The sequence below is a fragment of the Variovorax sp. UMC13 genome (assembly GCF_014170375.1).
Lineage (GTDB): Bacteria > Pseudomonadota > Gammaproteobacteria > Burkholderiales > Burkholderiaceae_C > Variovorax.
In genome coordinates this window covers 140209-156481 of the sequence record NZ_LZZW01000032.1, presented here as the reverse complement: position 1 = coordinate 156481, position 16273 = coordinate 140209, and the positions used below count along the sequence as shown (strand labels likewise).

The 16273-nt window shown below is 74.4% G+C and carries 4 protein-coding genes; all 4 read right to left on the bottom strand.

Translation table 11 applies throughout. From position 1 onward, the window contains the following. Positions 1 to 10 precede the first annotated feature (10 nt). Positions 11 to 1012 (bottom strand): FecR domain-containing protein, encoded by a 1002-nt coding sequence (locus tag A9977_RS28080; protein ID WP_259652183.1) that lies wholly within the window; start codon positions 1010 to 1012, stop codon positions 11 to 13. Positions 1013 to 1110: 98 nt separating this feature from the next. Then, positions 1111 to 1626 carry an RNA polymerase sigma factor gene (locus A9977_RS28075; RefSeq protein WP_183028097.1) on the bottom strand — a complete coding sequence of 172 codons (516 nt, stop codon included), beginning with the start codon at positions 1624 to 1626 and terminating at the stop codon, positions 1111 to 1113. After that, positions 1623 to 2339 carry an STN domain-containing protein gene (locus tag A9977_RS28070; RefSeq protein WP_183028096.1) on the bottom strand — a complete coding sequence of 239 codons (717 nt, stop codon included), beginning with the start codon at positions 2337 to 2339 and terminating at the stop codon, positions 1623 to 1625. Before A9977_RS28070 ends, A9977_RS28075 begins: the two co-directional genes overlap by 4 nt. A 145-nt stretch (positions 2340 to 2484) precedes the next feature. Then, a complete protein-coding gene (locus A9977_RS28065; RefSeq protein ID WP_183028095.1) occupies positions 2485 to 16023 on the bottom strand; it encodes a filamentous haemagglutinin family protein in 13539 nt (4512 codons plus the stop codon). Between the last annotated feature and the right edge of the window lie 250 nt (positions 16024 to 16273).

Genomic DNA, 16273 nt, shown 5'->3' with positions numbered 1-16273 from the left:
CCGCCCTCGCCTACCCCAGCATCACCAGTCCGGCCGGCAGCCGTGTGACACGCGCGCCGAACAGCACCTCGATCTGCCCGATCGCCTCGTCCAGCGCATCGATGCGGAAATGCCCGCTGAGCCGATGGCGGGCCAGCGCGTTGCTGGTGAGCACCACACGGCCCGCGCGGTAGCGGTTGATCTCCTCCACCGCCTCCGACAGCGGCGTGTTGTCGAAGGCCACCACGCCCCGGTGCCAGGCCGCGGCCTGGGCCACGTCGACGGTGGCCACGCGCGACACGCCGCCGGCGCCCACGCCCACGCGCTCCCCCGCGCGCAGCGCGAGGCGGCCCGCGTCGGACAGCACCACGGCCGAGCCCTCGGTGCAGGTCACGACGCAGCGGTCGGCCAGGCGCCGCAGCTCGACGCTGCCCACGCCGGGCAGCACCTGCGCGCCCTCGATGTCCAGCGTCAGCGGCGCGGCGTCCGGGCCGCGCCGCACCGCGACCTCGCCCGCGATCAGGCGCAGCCGGCGGCCCTCCTCGGCCGTGCCGGCCGGCCGCAGCGAGAGGCTGGTGCGGGTGTTGAGCGTCAGGTCGATCGCATCGGCCAGCGCCACCCGGCTCTGCTCGCCGACCCCCGTGCGGTAGTCGGCCGCGAACTCGTCCCACGAAGGCCAGAGGCCCAGCGGCGGCCGCACCACGGCCACCACCGCCGCCGCGCCCGCGGCCGACAGGCCCGCGCCGAGGAACCAGCGGCGCCGCGGGTCGACGCCGGCCAGCACCGCGCCCTCGGCATCGGCCCGCCGGCGCCGCGGGAACAGCCGGCCGTGCGTGAGCGCGACCGCGCCGATGTCGCGCCACTCCTGGCGTGCGCGCGCAAAGGCCTCGCGGTGCGCCGCGCTGCGCGCGCACCAGTCCGAGAGCAGGCGCGCATCGCGGCCGCGCGCCTGGCCCGATTGCAGCCGGCGCACCCAGGCGCGCGCCTCCTCGTCGAGGGAGGACGCCGGTTCGCCGGAGGAGTTGGAAGCCATGTTCAGGTTCATCGATGGGATCGGGAGCGCGCCGCCTTCACGCCCGAAAAAGTCCGGGGCACTCCACCTGGACGAACGGCGCGGCCTCCGACCGCCAACTATTTTTCTCTATGCCGGTGGATCTGCATCTGCTCGGCGCAGAAGGCGTGGGCCAGGTGGATCTCGCGCTCGACCCGCCGCAGCGAGATGCCGTAGCGCTGCGCCAGCTCCTTCTGCGGCGTGCCCTCGACGCGCGAGGCGAACAGCAGCTGGCGGCGCAGCGGCGGCAGGCGGTCCATGGCGTGCGCCACGGCCTCGAGCTCGATGCGCGCCGCGGCCGCGTCGGCGGGGTTGGCGCCCTTGTCGGGCAACAGCAGCGCGTCGACTTCCTCCATCGACAGCAGCTGCCGGTCGGCGCGGATGCGGTCGATCGCCAGGTTGACGGCGGTGCGCAGCAGGAAGCTCTGCGGGCTCTTGACCGGCGCGCCCAGCGCACGGGTCGAGAGCTTGACGTAGGTGTCGTGCAGCACGTCCTCGGCCATCTCGGTCGAGCCCAGGCGGTGGACCAGCTTGCGCTTGAGCATGTCGTAGCGGTCGACGAAGAAGCGCAGCAGCTCGGACGGCATCTCGCTCATGGCGCCTCCGCCGCGCAATCGCCGGTCTGCGAAGGCGGCCGCGGCAGCACCAGCAGCGCGACCGGCGAGGTGCCCGGCGCCGGTGCCGCGTCGCCCAGGTCGAGGCCGCTCAGCAGGGCTTCGATGCGCGCGTCGCGCGCCGCCTCGCCCGTGGGGTGGATGCGCAGGCGCGCGATGCGGCCATCGGCGCCGGCCCAGAGGTTCATCGCCAGCCGGTAGGTGCCGGGCACGGTGCGCGGATCCGCGCACAACGCCGACACGATGCGCGCCTGCAGCCGGCCGCGGTAGCGCAGCAGGGCCGGGTCGGGCGCGGCCTGCGCGGCATCGGCCGGCGCCGCGGCGGGCGCGGGCCGCGGCGCGGCCGCCTCGAGCGGCTCGCGCGCCAGCAGGAAGCCGGTGGCGGAGGTGGGCCGCGCCACCACGCCCGTGCCCTCGAGCAGCCGCTGCAGCGCGGCGGCCGGTGTCATCTCGCCCTGCACCGCGGCGGCGCTCAGGCCGCTGGCGGTGCTGGCGTCATAGAGCAGCGAGGCGCCGGTGAGCCGATGGAAGGCGGTGAGCGCCTCGGCCAGCGGCTGCGCGGCGAGGTCGAAGCGCAGCACGCCGGCCGGCGCCGCGGGCGCGGCCACCGGCACCGTCGAGGCGCCCCGCGCCATGCCGCACACGCTCGCCATCACGATCACGACGGCCAGCACGCGTCGCATGACGGCCGGCATGGGGAGGGTTCACGGGAAGGGTCGAAGAGGTGCATGGCGGGGGCGCGCGCAAGCACCTCGCAAGGCCGCCACCGCACGGCCCGATGCTGCGCACCGCGAATGACACTGTCATGTCACCCGCGTGTTCGAACCCGCGCCGCCCGCCTCAGCGCGCGAGCCCGCGCCGCTCGCCCGGCGTGAGCGGCTGCTGCTGCGCCGCGCTCAGCACGCCCGCGCCCAGCACCTGCACCACGCCGCCGGGGTCGTAGGCGGCACGCCCGTTCGCGCCGCCTTCGCGGCCCGCCGGTGGCGCCGCCGGCGCCTCGTTGCCGAAGCCCAGCACCCGCACCGTGAACACCGAGGGCAGCGCCTGGCGCGCCGCCGCGCGTTCGCGCTGCAGCATGTCCTGCGCCGCCACCGAGGCCTGCGAGGCCGCGGCGCTGGCGTTCGTGAGCGCGCCCACGTTGACCGCCGCCACCACCGGGATGCCCACCGCCTTGCCCTGCACCTGGATGTTCTCCGCGTTCACCACGTGCAGCGCCGCCAGGTTCACGTTGCCCGAGACGCGGATGCCCGCCTCGCCCGCGTCGATGGTGCCCAGCGGCGCGATCAGGTCGATGTCGCCCGGCGGAATCTCCGGGATCGGGTTCAGCGTCGCGATGCCCGCGCCCGAATTGGGCGTGGAGGGCGAGAGCGACACGTTGCCGAAGCTGTCGTAGACGCGGCGCTGCGGCGTGTAGACCACGGTGGTCTTGGCGCCGCGGCCCGCGTTGATGTCGCCTTCGGCCGACCAGGCCAGGATGTTGCCACCGAAGGTGGTGAAGACCCGGCTCTGGCCCATCAGCACGCTGCCCTGGGCGTAGACCTGGATGTCGCCCTCGCCCTGGGTCATCACGCCGGCCCCCGGGCCCGGCACGAAGCCGCCGTCGATGCCCACCAGCGTGCGCCCGCCCGGCGTCATGATGCTGATGTCGCCGCCGAAGTTGGTGTGGATGCCCGCGTCCAGCACGTCGTAGAAGGACACGCCGTAGCCCGGGCTGCCCAGCGCCGTCCACTCCGCCTTGGTGATGTAGTTGCGGCCCGGCGTGGGCCGGTCCTTGCCGACCCCGTTGGTGTCGACGTAGTCGGCGTCGAAGTAGATCGCGCTGCTGAACAGCGTGAGGTCGCCGCCGTAGGCCAGCGCGCGGCCCTGCGCGTCCTGCGCGGGCAGCAGCGTGGCGATGGCTTCGCGCCCGCGCAGGTAGCTGCCGGCGCGCGGCCCGCCCTCCTCGTTGTACTCGCGGCCCGCGGCCTTGAGTTCGGCGTAGTAGACGTTGCGCAGGAAGGCGCGCTGCTGCGCGGGCGGCAGGGCGTCGAAGAAGGCGCGCGCGTCCATCAGGCTGGCGTCGAAGCGCAGGCCCAGGCGGTTGTCGCCGCTGCCGAAGCGCTCGCTCAGCCAGTTGACCAGGTGCTGCCGGCTCTCCACCCGGTACTCGCGCGCCAGCGAGCGGTTGGCGGCCGTGCGGCCCTCGGCCAGCGCGGCGCGGCGCGTGTCGTCGAGCAGCGCCTGCTGGCGCTGCAGGAAGGCCGGCGCCCCGGCCTCGTCGCCGCTGTAGCCGAACTCGCGCGCCAGCCACCCGGCCATGGTGAGCGCCCCGCCGTAGACGGTGAGCGCCTTGCCCGGCTGGTCGGCGAGCGGCCGGCCCGGGTCGGCCAGGTTGGCCGGGTCGAGGTAGCGCGCCGCGAAGGCATCCCAGCGCGCGCCCTTGCCCATGCCGGCCGCCAGCACCACGCTGGCGCCGCTGGCGCGGTCGCCCGGGACGACATTGACCACCGCGCCCAGGGTCTTGATCTCGCCCCGGTCGGCGAAGTAGAGATCGCGCCCGGCGCTGACCTCGATCAGGCCCGGGCCGGTCACGTAGAAGGTGCTGTGGCGCACGTCGCGGCCGGCTTCCACGACCGAGATGTCGTCGGCGCGGCCATGCGAGATCAGGTTGCCGCGGCCCGTGCCGACCGTGTCCTTGTAGCCCAGGCGCGTGCCCGAATCGGTGATGTCGCGGCCGGCGCGGATGGCCACCGGCATCGAGCCCTCGTAGCGCGTGCCGCCCGCGCCCAGGTAGCCCATCTCGGCGATCTGGCCCATGCGCAGGCCGACGATGTCGCCCTCCACCGCGTAGTAGTGCGCCGGCGCCTGGCCGACGGCCGCATAGGCCGAGGTGGCCTGGCTGCCGAAGGTGAACAGCGAGGCCGTGTTCTGGCGCCCGTTGCCGGACACCGTCGCGCCCTGGTTGGCCAGGAGGTCCGGGTGCACGTTGTGCACCACGACCGGCCCCTGGCCCTGGTCGCCGCCGCCCGTCGCCGCGACGACGCCCATGAAGCCCGGGCGGAAGGGGCTGCTCAGCCCCGCCGGATCGGCCGTGGAGGCGGTGACCGCATAGCCGCCGGCATAGATGGCATCGCGCGCCAGCAGCTGCAGCTCGCCGGTGCCGGTGGCGTTGGCGTACTGCGCGCCGATGGGCGCGGGTGCCAGCGTCAGGCCCATGCGCTCCGCGCGCACCACCGCGCCGTAGCGCAGGGAGGTGGTGCCCACGCCGTAGTACAGGCTGCCGCTGGCCGACACCGCGCGCAGGATGGACGGATAGTGCTGGCCGTCCAGCGAAGGCGACTGGTTGGCGCCCTGCACCGCCTGCTGCGTTTCCTCGCGCGACGGGCCTTCGGCCCAGGCCGTGGTGGGCGTGAGGTTGCCGCCGGCGCTGAACAGGTCGATGGCCGTGGCCGGCGTCCAGAGCGAGAACCAGCTCCAGCCGCCACCGGCGTGGTACCGGCCGTCGTAGGTGAAGGGGGTCGCATTGAGCAGCTTGGTGCGGCCCGGGTCGGCCACGCCGCCCAGCACCAGGTCGCCGCGCGTGTCCAGCCGCGCGACCGCGTCGCCCAGCACCAGCACCGGGCCGCCGCCGCCGTACGCGCGGCCGGCCGAGAAGGGGTCGCCGCCGCGCGAATCCATCTGGTCGCTCGCGCCATAGCGCAGGTCGAGCCCGCCGATGGCGCCGGCCTGCACGCGCAGCGCGCCGCGCAGGTTGGCGAAGGTGCTGTTGAGGTCGTGCTCGTTGCGGCGCAGCTCGGCATTGGGGTTGAGGCCGCCGCCGATGCGCAGGTCCAGGTCACCGCCACCGGTGAGCACCAGCTCGCCCGCGGCGTTCATGCGGCCGGTGCTGGCCACGGCCAGGTTCAGGCCTTCGCTGCGCGGCATGGCGTTCCTGCGTTCGCTCTGGGTGCCGTTGTTCGGGGGGGCCTCGCCGCGCGGGCCGACGATGCCGGCCCGTCCGCCCGCCTCGACCACCAGGTTGCCGCCGCCCAGGGTGCCGAAGCCGGTGAAGCCGACCAGGTAGGGATCGTTCTCGAATCGCGTGGTGGCATACGAAGGCAGGTAGCTGCCATCCTCCGAGCCCTGCACGTAGGTACCGAAGTTGATCCACCAGGCCACCGGCACCTGGTCCTTGCCGGCCTCCACGCTGCCCGTGCCCTGGCGCCACAGCCAGTTGCCCACGGTGCTGCTGCCGATCTGGTCGCGCACCGCCCCCATCGGCAGCCAGGGACGCAGGCCGCCAAGCCGGCCCACCAGATCGCCCGCGATGTCGCGGCCCGCGCGCACCAGCAGGTTGCCGCCGCCGGTGGGATACCAGGCGCCGTAGAGGCTTCGGGCGCCGCCGTCGACCAGGTGCTCGAACAGCTTGCCCTCGGCCTGCCACAGCGGCGTGCCGTCGCTGGCGAGGCCGCGCGGCTGGTCGTAGGCCGCGCCCATCGACGCGGCCGGCGCGCCCGCGGTGTAGACGCCGTAGGGCGAGCGCGTCTGCAGATCGCCGCCGGACACCAGGTCGAGGTCGCCGGTGCCGGTGCGCAGCACGCTGAAGAGCTGCTCGCGCGCCGGATGGAAGCTGCTGGCGCGGTCGGGCGGGGTGGCCGGCGTGTCGACCGCGGCCAGGTCGCCATAGCCGAAGTCGTTCAGCTCGCCGGGGCTGGCGCTGAGGATCGCGTTGTCGCGCAACTCGTCGATCTGCGCGGCCGTGATCGGCGTGCCGGGGACCGGCTCGAAGCTCAGCACGTAGTCGCCCCAGAAGTCGATGATCAGCTGGCGGAACCGGCTCAGGTCGCCCCAGAGGTAGGTGGCGGGCGACCCGGTGCCCGGCACGTCGACGAAGCGCTGGCCCATGCCGAAATGCGCGTCGGCCAGCTGCAGCCGCGCGGTGCTGTGCGGCTGCGTGAGGCGCGTGTCGGCGGCCTGCAGGTCGGCACCGGCCACCAGGCGCAGGTCCCACGACTGCGAGCCCGCCGCCAGCATGGGCGCCAGCGCCCAGGTGCGGCCCTGGTTACCGTCGGCGTCGAGCGCGGGCCGCAGGCTCACCTTGTCCACGCCGCCGGGCAGCTTGACCACGGTTTCCGAGGGCACGATGGCGCCCTTGTCCAATGCGAGCGGCCGCGCCAGCGTCATGGCCACCGGCAGCGGCACGCCCGCCGGCCACAGGCCGGCCTGCATGCGCGCCGGGCCCGGCAGGCGCAGGCCCGCGTCCAGCCGCGTGCCCACCGGCAGCACCAGCCCGCCCTGCGGCACCACGCTGCCGGCCGCGTGCAGCACGGTGCCGGCGGCGTCGCGCACGGCCGCGCCGAGCACCATGCCCGCCGGCAGGTTCAGCACCTGCGCCAGCGCGATGGCGGTGGGCAGCACGGTGCCCACCGGCAGCGTGGCCGCCTGCACCGGCGCGGCGTAGTTGAGGGTGCGGCCGAGCGCGAACTCGGTGCCGGTGTCCAGCGTCACGAAGCCGGCATGCGGGATCACCACGTCGCCACCGAAGGCCGTCACGCCGGCGGGCAGGAACCAGCCCTTGTCGTCGGGCGTCGCGCCCAGCGACAGGCGCGAGCCGTCGAAGCCGTCGCTGAGGCTGCCGTAGACCTCGAGGTTGCCCTGCGCGCGGATCACCAGCGCGCCGGCCTCGCCCGAGCCATAGCGGGCGCTCCGCGGCGTGTGCGGGTTGACGCTGGCATAGCGGTGGCCCGAGAGGTCGATGTCGCCGTCGAGGTGCAGGTTGCCGTCGGGGTTGACGGCCGTGTCCGCCACGATGCGCAGGCCCGGGCGCAGGTGGAAGGCGTCGGCGTGCGCGCGCAGGCCGGCCAGCCGGCCGTCCATGAGCGCGCCGTTGGCCAGCGCGGCATCGATGAAGCGATCGCTGGCCGCGTGCAGGCGGTCCAGGTAGGCCTGGTCGATCACCTGGTAGCTCTTGCCGTCCACCGTGGCCTCGGTGCCCGGCGCGGCGCCGTGGTCGGTGACGAAGGCGTTGACGTGGATCGCCCGGGCGCCCTCGATGGCCACCGGGCCGGCCGCGTCGATGGCGACGTCGTTGGCGCCCACGCGCGGCGCGTTCAGCGCCACCGTGCCGTGCTTCTGCGTGGCCCCCGCCACGCGCAGGTCCAGGCGCGCGCCGCCGGCGATGCGCAGCAGGCCCTCGCCCGCGTCGATCTCGATCACGGCGCGGTTGGGCGCGTCGATCGCCTGGCCGTAGCTGTCGCGGCGCAGCACGCTGGCGCTGGCGTCGAGCACGGCCGTGCCGTCCAGCGTCACGCCCTGCTTCGCGGCCAGGCGGATGCTGCCGGCCTGCTCGCCGCTGGCATCGATGCGGCCGTGCACCCGCAGGCTGCCGTGGTCCACCGAGACGTTGATCTCGCGGCCCTTGAGTTCGTCGCCGATCGCCAGGTCGCCCTGGCGCAGCTGGAAGCTGCGGCCGCCGACCACGCCGCCGTCGCCGAGGCGCGCGTTCAGGCCGGCGAAGTCGGCGATGTGCTGCGCGCGGATGTCCACGAAGCCCGCGGCATAGGGCACCGGCGTGCCGCCCGCGTCGTAGTGGCCGCTGGCCTGGCCCAGCAGCGTGCCGCGCAGGTCGACCGTGCCCTGGGCTCCTTCCAGCGCCACGGCGCCGAGCCGGCCGGCGCGGTTGTACTGCGCCGACAGGTCGATGCGCGAGCCGGCCGCCTGCAGCACGTCGCCGCCGCGGCTCTCCAGCCGCACCTCGCCGCCCCAGCTGTACTTGGGCAGGTCGAAGAAGTCGATGCGGCGGCCGGCCAGGTCGAGCCGGGCGCCGTCGGCCAGCTGCACGTTGCCCTGCGCCGAGAGCGTGAGCTTGCCGCTGGGCAGCAGCACGGCGGTGTCGATCAGCAGGCCGGCACCGGCGTCCAGCGACAGCTCGGCGCCCAGGGCCGAGGCCAGCGCGGCGTTGTCGGGCGCGGCCGCCGCGCGGCCCGCGGGCGCGGTGGCGCTGAGGCTGCCGCCGGCGCGGATCGCGTTGACCGAGCCGGCGTGGCCGGTGATCAGTGGCGCGCGCAGCCGCAGGTCGCCGCCGCTGTAGCCGAAGGCCTTGGCCGCGTCGTCCCACGCGCCCTGCGACTGGTAGACCGCGAGCGAGCCCCGGTGGTTGGCGGTGATGCGCTCGCTGGCGTTGAGCTCGACCGCGGCGAAGCCCAGCGCCAGCCGGTCGTGCGAGAGCACGGTCTTGGGCTGGGTCTGCGCGCCGTAGCCGAACTCGATCTGCCGCGCATCGATCACCAGCTGGCTGCTGCCAGTGCCGGGGCCGCCGGTGACCACGCCGCCGGGCGGCAGGGCCGAGCCGTTCCAGACGAAGCTGTCGGTCTCGATGCGCGCCACGTCGCCGGCCTGGCCGTGGCCGTACACGGCCGGCGTGGTGAGCACCAGCTGGGCCAGCGAGGACTTGCCGTTCGCGTCCAGCGTGCTGAGCTTCACCGATTCGTAGAAGCTGACCGCGTTGCTGGCGGCCAGCACCAGGTTCTCCAGCGCCGGCGCGCCGGTGCGGGTGTCGCCGCGGACCAGCCGGTCGAGCACCTGCTGGTTGAGCGTGAGGCCCGGCGTGAGCGCTCCGTCGTTGCGCGCGCGCGCCAGCGCCTCGGCGCTGCCCACGTTGATGCCGCCCACGGCCAGCACCAGGTTGCGAGCGCCGTAGCGCACCGAGTCGCCCAGCTCGAAGCTGTTGGTGGTGGCGGCCGTGATGGTGCCGCTGGAATACAGCGTGGTGTCGCCCCGGCAGTTGGCGCTGCCGACGCACTGGCCGATCTGGATCCGGCCCGCGCCGAAGCGGGTGTCGGTGCTTTCGGTCGGCGCCAGCACGTCGAGCCAGCCGTTGGACACCGCCAGCAGCGACACCTGCCCGGGGTCGAAGATGTAGCCGTGCGTCGAATCCCAGGACACGGCGCCGTGGCCCAGCGTGTGGATGCCGGCGCCCTGCTCGAGCACGATGCCGCCCGCCTTCTGCCCGGTCGCCAGGAAGACCTGCGCGGCCTCCAGCCGGGCCCCTGCGCGCAGCACGATGCTGCCGCTGACCGAGTAGGGCGTGCCGAAGCTCACGTTGCGCGCATTCTGGGTGTTGCGCTCGCTCTCGAAGGTCGAGCCGGGCGCGCCGCCGATGGCCAGGGTGCTGGCACCCACGGCGTTGAGCATGTCGGCACGCACCGAGACCCCGGCGAAGCCGGCGGTGGGCGCCTGGCCCGGGGCCAGGATCTCGATGGCGCCGCCGCTGCCGAGCGCGCCCAGCACCAGCTCGCTGCCGAAGCCGCCGGCCGCCGGCTGGCTGCGCACCGTGCCGGCCGCGATCTCCAGCCCCTTGCCTTCGGCCGGGCGCGTGCCCATGTCGATGCGCAGGCGCTTGGCGTCGCGCTCCAGCAGGGGCCGTGGCGCACCGTCGCGCGCGACCCAGTCCAGGCCGAAGCGGGCATAGCCGGTCTCGTTGTACTGCGAATAGCTGCGCACCGTGTCGGCCGGGGTCAGGATGACCGGGGTGGCCAGCACCTCACGCAGCGGCGTGCCGGCGATGCTCAGCTGCCCGGCGGTGCTGAAGGAACCGTTGCGCATGGCCGCGGTGGCACCGTGCGGCATGGCGCTGGCGGCCAGGCCGTTGAGTTCCACCCGGAAGGCGCCGGGCAGCAGGGCGTAGGAAGAGGGCATCAGCGTGTAGGTGCCGGCCGGCAGGCCCGGCACGCCCGCGCCGAGCGTGATCTGGCGTCCCACCACGGGGTCGCCGGCGCCCTTCTCGGCCGCCAGCGGCGCGGCGCCGGGCTGCGCACCCGGCACGATCGCGTAGACCGGATTGGTGGCCAGGCCTGGCAGCAAGAAGGCACCCGAGGGCTTGACCTGCACCAGCGGGTTCAGCCGCGCATCGGTGGAGCCGCCGCGGCCCGAGAGGAAGGCCGCGCCCAGGAGGTCGCCGCCCCCCGACAGGTCGATCACCGCCCCCTGCTGCACGTCGACACGGTCGCCGATCAGGTTCACGACCGAGCCGCCGCCCAGGCCGCGGTAGACCACGTCCTTGCCGTCGTACACATAGGTCAGGCCGTCCTTGGTGCCGCCATAGGGCATGCGCAGGCCGGCACCGCTCACCGAGGTCAGGCTGCCGTCGCGCAGCAGCACGCTGTGGGTGGCGGGGTTGTCGCCGACGTCGATCTTGCCCAGCACGATGCTGCCCAGCGGCGCGCGCAGCACGCCGCCCTGCTCGATCCGGCTGGACAGGAAGACCAGCGAGCCGAAGGCCGCGTACGGCACCGGCGGCAGCGCATCGCCGGTGCGCTCGATGCGCAGGCCGCGGCCCACCTCCTGCGCCCGGAATTCACCGAGGGCGCCGGTGGCGGGATAGATCTGGCTGGCCACCAGCAGCAGGTCGCCGGCGGTGTCGACCACGGTGCGGTCGCGCACCAGCGGACGCAGCATGCGCAGGTCGCCGGCGCTGCGCAGTTCCACGGTGTCGAAGCCCGCGCGCTGCACGCTGACGTTGCCCGTGATCTGGGCCAGGTTGATCGAGCTGCCGAACACCGCGGCCTCGAACACGTCGAGCAGGCCCGCATCCACCAGCAGGCGCGAATCCGCGATCGGCACCGGCCGCCCGGACGTGGCCGAGCCAGGAATGATGTGCTTGTCGCGCTGCACGCGCGAGGCCCCGGCCAGCCGCACATAGGGCGCGGCCAGCGACACCCGCGCGCCCGAACTGCTGCCTTCGGCCAGGCTGAAGCTGTGCGCCGTCAGGCGCAGGCTCTGGTCCATGGCCAGGTTCACCGGGCTGTCGAAGCTCAGCACGCCGTTGACCAGCAGCGACAGGTTGTCGAAGCCGCCGGCCTGCACCCGGTCCACGCCCAGGCGGCCGTGGCCGTAGGCCAGGGTTGCGCTGGCGCGGCCGGGCAGCAGGCCGGCCGGCAGCACGCTGTCGCCCTGCTGCTGGCCCAGCGTGAATTCGCGCAGCGATCGCACCCGTGCATCGGGGTGGCTGGCTTCGGCGTAGTTGGGGGCCTCCAGCACCAGCGCCAGCGTGCCACCGGCCGCGCCCGCGCCGCCGGCGGAGGCGCGCAGCGTGCCGTCCACGAACAGGCCGTTGAAGCTGTTGAGGTGGATCAGCCCGCCGTTGGATGCCAGGTCCGTGCGGCCCAGGTCCGGCAGGTCGAGCACGGCCTGCGTGCCCGAGGCGTCCAGCAGGGCACCGGGGCGCACCACGATGAAGGCGTCCACGCCGTCGGCGAAGGTCGCGTCGGCGTTGTAGCTGCCACCGACCTGGATGCTGCCGCCGCCCTGCACCGTGCCGTAGCGCCGGCCCTTGGCGTCCACTGCCACGTGCGCCGCGCCCGACACGTCCAGCACGGCATGCTCGCCGATCCAGATCGAGCGGTCATGGCCGACGGACGAGGCGCCGCTCGGTCCGTAGCCGAAGTTCCCGAAGTCGATGCGCCCGCCCGCGCTGCGCAGCGTGCCGTCGACCATGACCTGGCCGTTGCTGCGCAGGCCGATGGCGCGGCCCGCGTCCACCTCGATGCGCGCGCCCTGCGCCACGGTCAGCGTGGCCAGCGAGCCGACGCCGTAGCCCGCGTTGAGCTGCAGGTCGGCGCCCTGGCGCTGCTGCAATTGGCGCCGCACGGGATCGGCGGTGAATTCGTCGGGCAGCCAGGCCGACAGCAGGCCCGCGGGGTCCGCCCCCGTGGCCCGCGTGCGCGCCGCCTCCGGGTCCAGCCGCAGCACCGGCATCTCGACCCGCAGGTCGGCGCCGGCGGCCACCGCCAGGCTCTGGTGGCCGGTGATCTCGTAGCGCGAGAAGCCCGAGCGGAACAGGCCGGCATCGAGCTGCAGCGGGCGCACCACCGCCAGGTCCTGCGCCAGGCTGAAGCCGGCGACGATGCGGGTGCCGGCCGCGAAGCCGGCCTCGACGGCCGCCACCGTGCCGGCCTTGATCACGGCGGCCGTGGGCTGGATCGGCAGGCCCTGCGGGAACACGTCGGCCGGCACGCCGTAGGTGAGGGGGAAGCCGCCGAGCGCCGTGGTGATGCCGGTGATCACCGTGCCCGCGGGCAGGGTCGGCGGCGAGGACGTCCACCCGAACACCGTGAACGCGGCGCCGGACTGGGTCTGGACGGTGTACGAATCGCTGCTGCCCAGCACCTTCGGCAGGGCCCAGTCCGCGTGCAGCGTCACGGCCGAAGCGGGCCCGATCAGGGGCTGCGCGCCGATCACCTCGCCGGGCAGGGCCCGGGTGCGCGTGTAGCGGTAGTCGGCCGGCAGCACCGCGCCGGCGGCGATGGTGAAGGCGTCCTGCGCGATCAGGTCGACGGGCGAGGCCTGCCCCGCCGGCAGCCGACCGTCGCCGCCGGGCACCTGCCCGCCGATCACGACCGCGCCGCCGGACTGCAGCCGCAGCGTGCCGCCGCCCTTGGCGCCCAGGCTGCGCAGCTCGCCGCCCAGCACCAGCCGGCCCGGCACGGCGCCGCTGCCGCCGCTGGCCGCCAGGCCGTCGGCCAGCAGCGCGATGTCGCCGCCGCGCCCGCCGGCCTGGCTGCCGTTGGCACGCAGCACGGCACCCGCCGAGGCGTCGAGCAGCGCGCCCTGGGCGACCACCACCTCGCCGCTGCTGTGGATGCGGATGCTGCCGCCGTTCAGGTAGGGCAGCGCATGCACGTCGTTCGGGTCGAGCGCGAGGTTGGACCACAGGCCGCGCGTGTCCAGCCGCACGCCCTCGGCGACCACGGTGCGCGCGGGGCCGGCGGCCGCCGGCGCGGCGGCGATCGCGCTGTCGAGCCAGCCGCTGCTGCCCGCGAGCTTCTTCACCACGTTGCCCAGCACGATGCTGCCGCCGCGCGCGCCGAGGTCGGCGTTCACCTGCACGTCGTGCGCATGCAGCACGATCTCGCCGCCCGGCGCCACCGACAGCGCATCGCCCACCACGATGCTGCCCGTGGCATGCACCCGCAGCACGCCCAGGTGCTGGGCCTGGAGCCAGTCGGCCGCCAGGTGGATGCCCGCGCCCGGCGCGCCGCCCAGCGTGACGGTGGCGGCCACGGCGCCGGGCACGTAGGCCAGGTTCTTCGTGCCGCTGTCGTAGACCGGCGCGTGCATGCCCACGACCAGTTGCGCGCCGCGTGCCACCGCGGTCTGGGCCTGCTGGTAGCCATCGAGCACGGTGTCGCGCGCGCGCGTCTGGCGCGCGCCCTGGAAGGTGGCGCCGTCGATGGCGCCTTCCAGCGCCGCGGCCTGCGTGGCGACGATCAGCCGGCCCGCATCGCGGCCCACGGTGTAGCCGCTCTCCAGCCGGCGCTCCGGCGCGATCAGCGGGCTGGCGTAGTGCTCGCTCACGCCCCAGCGCGCATGCGCGGACTCGAAGCCCTGGTACACGCCGGTGTAGAGCAGGTCGCCCGGTGCGCGCGAGGCGTTGTAGAGACGGCCGTCGGCGCCCTTGAGGAAGGTCTGCTTCACGTAGCCGGTCTGCACGTCGAGCGAACCGCCGGCCAGGTTGATCAGGCTGCCCGCCTGGGTGGCCAGGCTGCCGCCCGCGAACTGCACCGTGCCGCCCTGCGCCATCCACTCGCCCACGCCGTGGCCGGTGATGCCCAGGTAGCCGCCGACCTCCAGCAGGCCGCCGGCCGTGTACCAGCGGTCGGTCTCGTAGCCCTGGGTGCCCGCCGGCACGAACACCAGGTCGCGCCGGTCGACCCAGATGTTCTTGTTGTTCAGCCGCTTGTCGTCGCGGTTGACGGGCGCGTCGCGCTGCTCGTTGCCCTGCGCGTTGACCAGCACGTTGTTGGCCTCCATCGCCACCCGCACGCCCACCGCGCCCGACACGTCGATGGCGGCGCCGCCGGCCACCTCGGTGCGCGCCGCCTTCACCATCACCTCGCCGCCGGTGGCCAGCGTGAGCGAGTCGGCGCGGAAGTCGACCGCGCCCGCGCTGTCGATCAGCACCAGCGACTGGTCGCGCCGGTGCTGCACGCCGTCGCCGGCCTTGTCGGAGTCCTTGAGCAGCGCATCGCGCTGCGCGTCCAGCGCCGTGCCCACGGCATCGGACAGCAGCACCGCGCTGACGCTGCCCCGCTCGAGCAGCACCCGGCCCTCGGTGTCGCCCTCGGCGTTGTTCAGGTGGACCGTGCCGCGCGCGTTGACCGAGGTCGTGGCCACCGCCACGCCCTGCTGGCGCACCGTGTGGCCGGTGAGTGTGATGTCGCCGGTGGCGGCCTGGAGCAGGCCGGTGTTGAGCGCCAGGCCCGCGGCCGAGCCGTCCTGGCGCAGCGTGCCCACCATGTTGCCGCGCGTGGTCGCGCTCTGGTTGGCCTCGGTGCCCATGCCGCGGCGGATCACGAAGGCATCGCCCGCGGCCAGCACGGTCTGGCCCGACGCGGTGACGATCTGGCCAGCGTTGCGCGCCTCGCGGCCCAGCAGCATCACGTAGCCGCCGCCCTCGGTCACGCTGACCGGCTGGTGGGTCTGCAGGCGCGCGCCGGCCTCGACCACCACGTCGCCGGTGGCCGCGGCGTGGCTGAAGCTGCTGGCCGTGGTCGCGAGGTCGTTGGCCAGGCTGGGGATGAACTTCGTGCCCTGGGCCTCGCTGAACAGCCCCTTCTTGAACTGCGCATCGCTCATGCCGACGGCCGAGGCCAGCAGGTTGCGCGTGTCGACCTGGCTCGCGCCCGAGAACACGATGCCGTTGCGGTTGACCACCATCACCGTGCCCTCGGCCTGGATCCGGCCCTGGATCTGCGAGGGCCGCGCCTGCGGATCGTTGACCCGGTTGAGCACCGCCCAGCTGGGCTGCTGCTCGAACTTCAGGGTGGTGTCGCGCCCGATGTTGAAGGTCTCCCAGTTGAGCACCGCCTGTGCGCCGGTCTGCGCGACCGTGACCTGCGTCTGGCCGCCGCTGCGGGACTGCACCGGTGCCTGTGCGTTGGCCCAACCGGCCGTGAGGCTGTTCGTGTCGACCTTCAGGCCGCCCTCGGTCAAACCATCGGGCACGTTCGAGGCGCCGGCCAGCGCCGCCGCGCGCGCCGCGGCCTGGGCCGCCTGCTGCTGCGCGATGCCGCGGGCCGCGAGGTTCAGGTTGCCGATCGAACGCGCCAGCTGCGCCTGGGCCTGCTGCTGTTGCGCCAGCGGGTTGGTGAGCGTCGAAGCCAGTTGGCCGTTGGGCAGGCGGCCGGTGGCTGCGGCGGTGTCCTGCGCCAGGTTCTTCTGCGCCATCCAGGCCGCGCCGAGCGCGCGCTGCGCCTGCGCCGGCCCCGCGGCCCCGATCGCCGCACCGGCCGTGAGCAGGGCCGCCACGGCCCGCATCATCGGGTTGAGCCGCGTCCGCCCGAAGGCACCGCGCGGGCCTGGAAGAAGGGCCAGGGAGGAAGATGCGCGCCTGTGGCGCTGGACCGGCGTGTTGCGTTGCATGGATGACCTGTTCGTGTTCAGTGGCTCGACCGCGCCACGGCGCCCACCGGCCTGGCCGGCGCGGGCATGTCGTGGCTGACGGGAGCTATGACAGAACAGGGGAAACGCGACTGCAGCATGTCACGAAAACTTCACAAAGGAATCGCGCCGGGCCAGGTGCAGCGGCCATTGTTCGGTCCGGGCTTGACCCGGCCATGACAGGCCGCGCGCCGCGCCGTCGCAGTGCTGACACACGACAGGTCCATGCTGC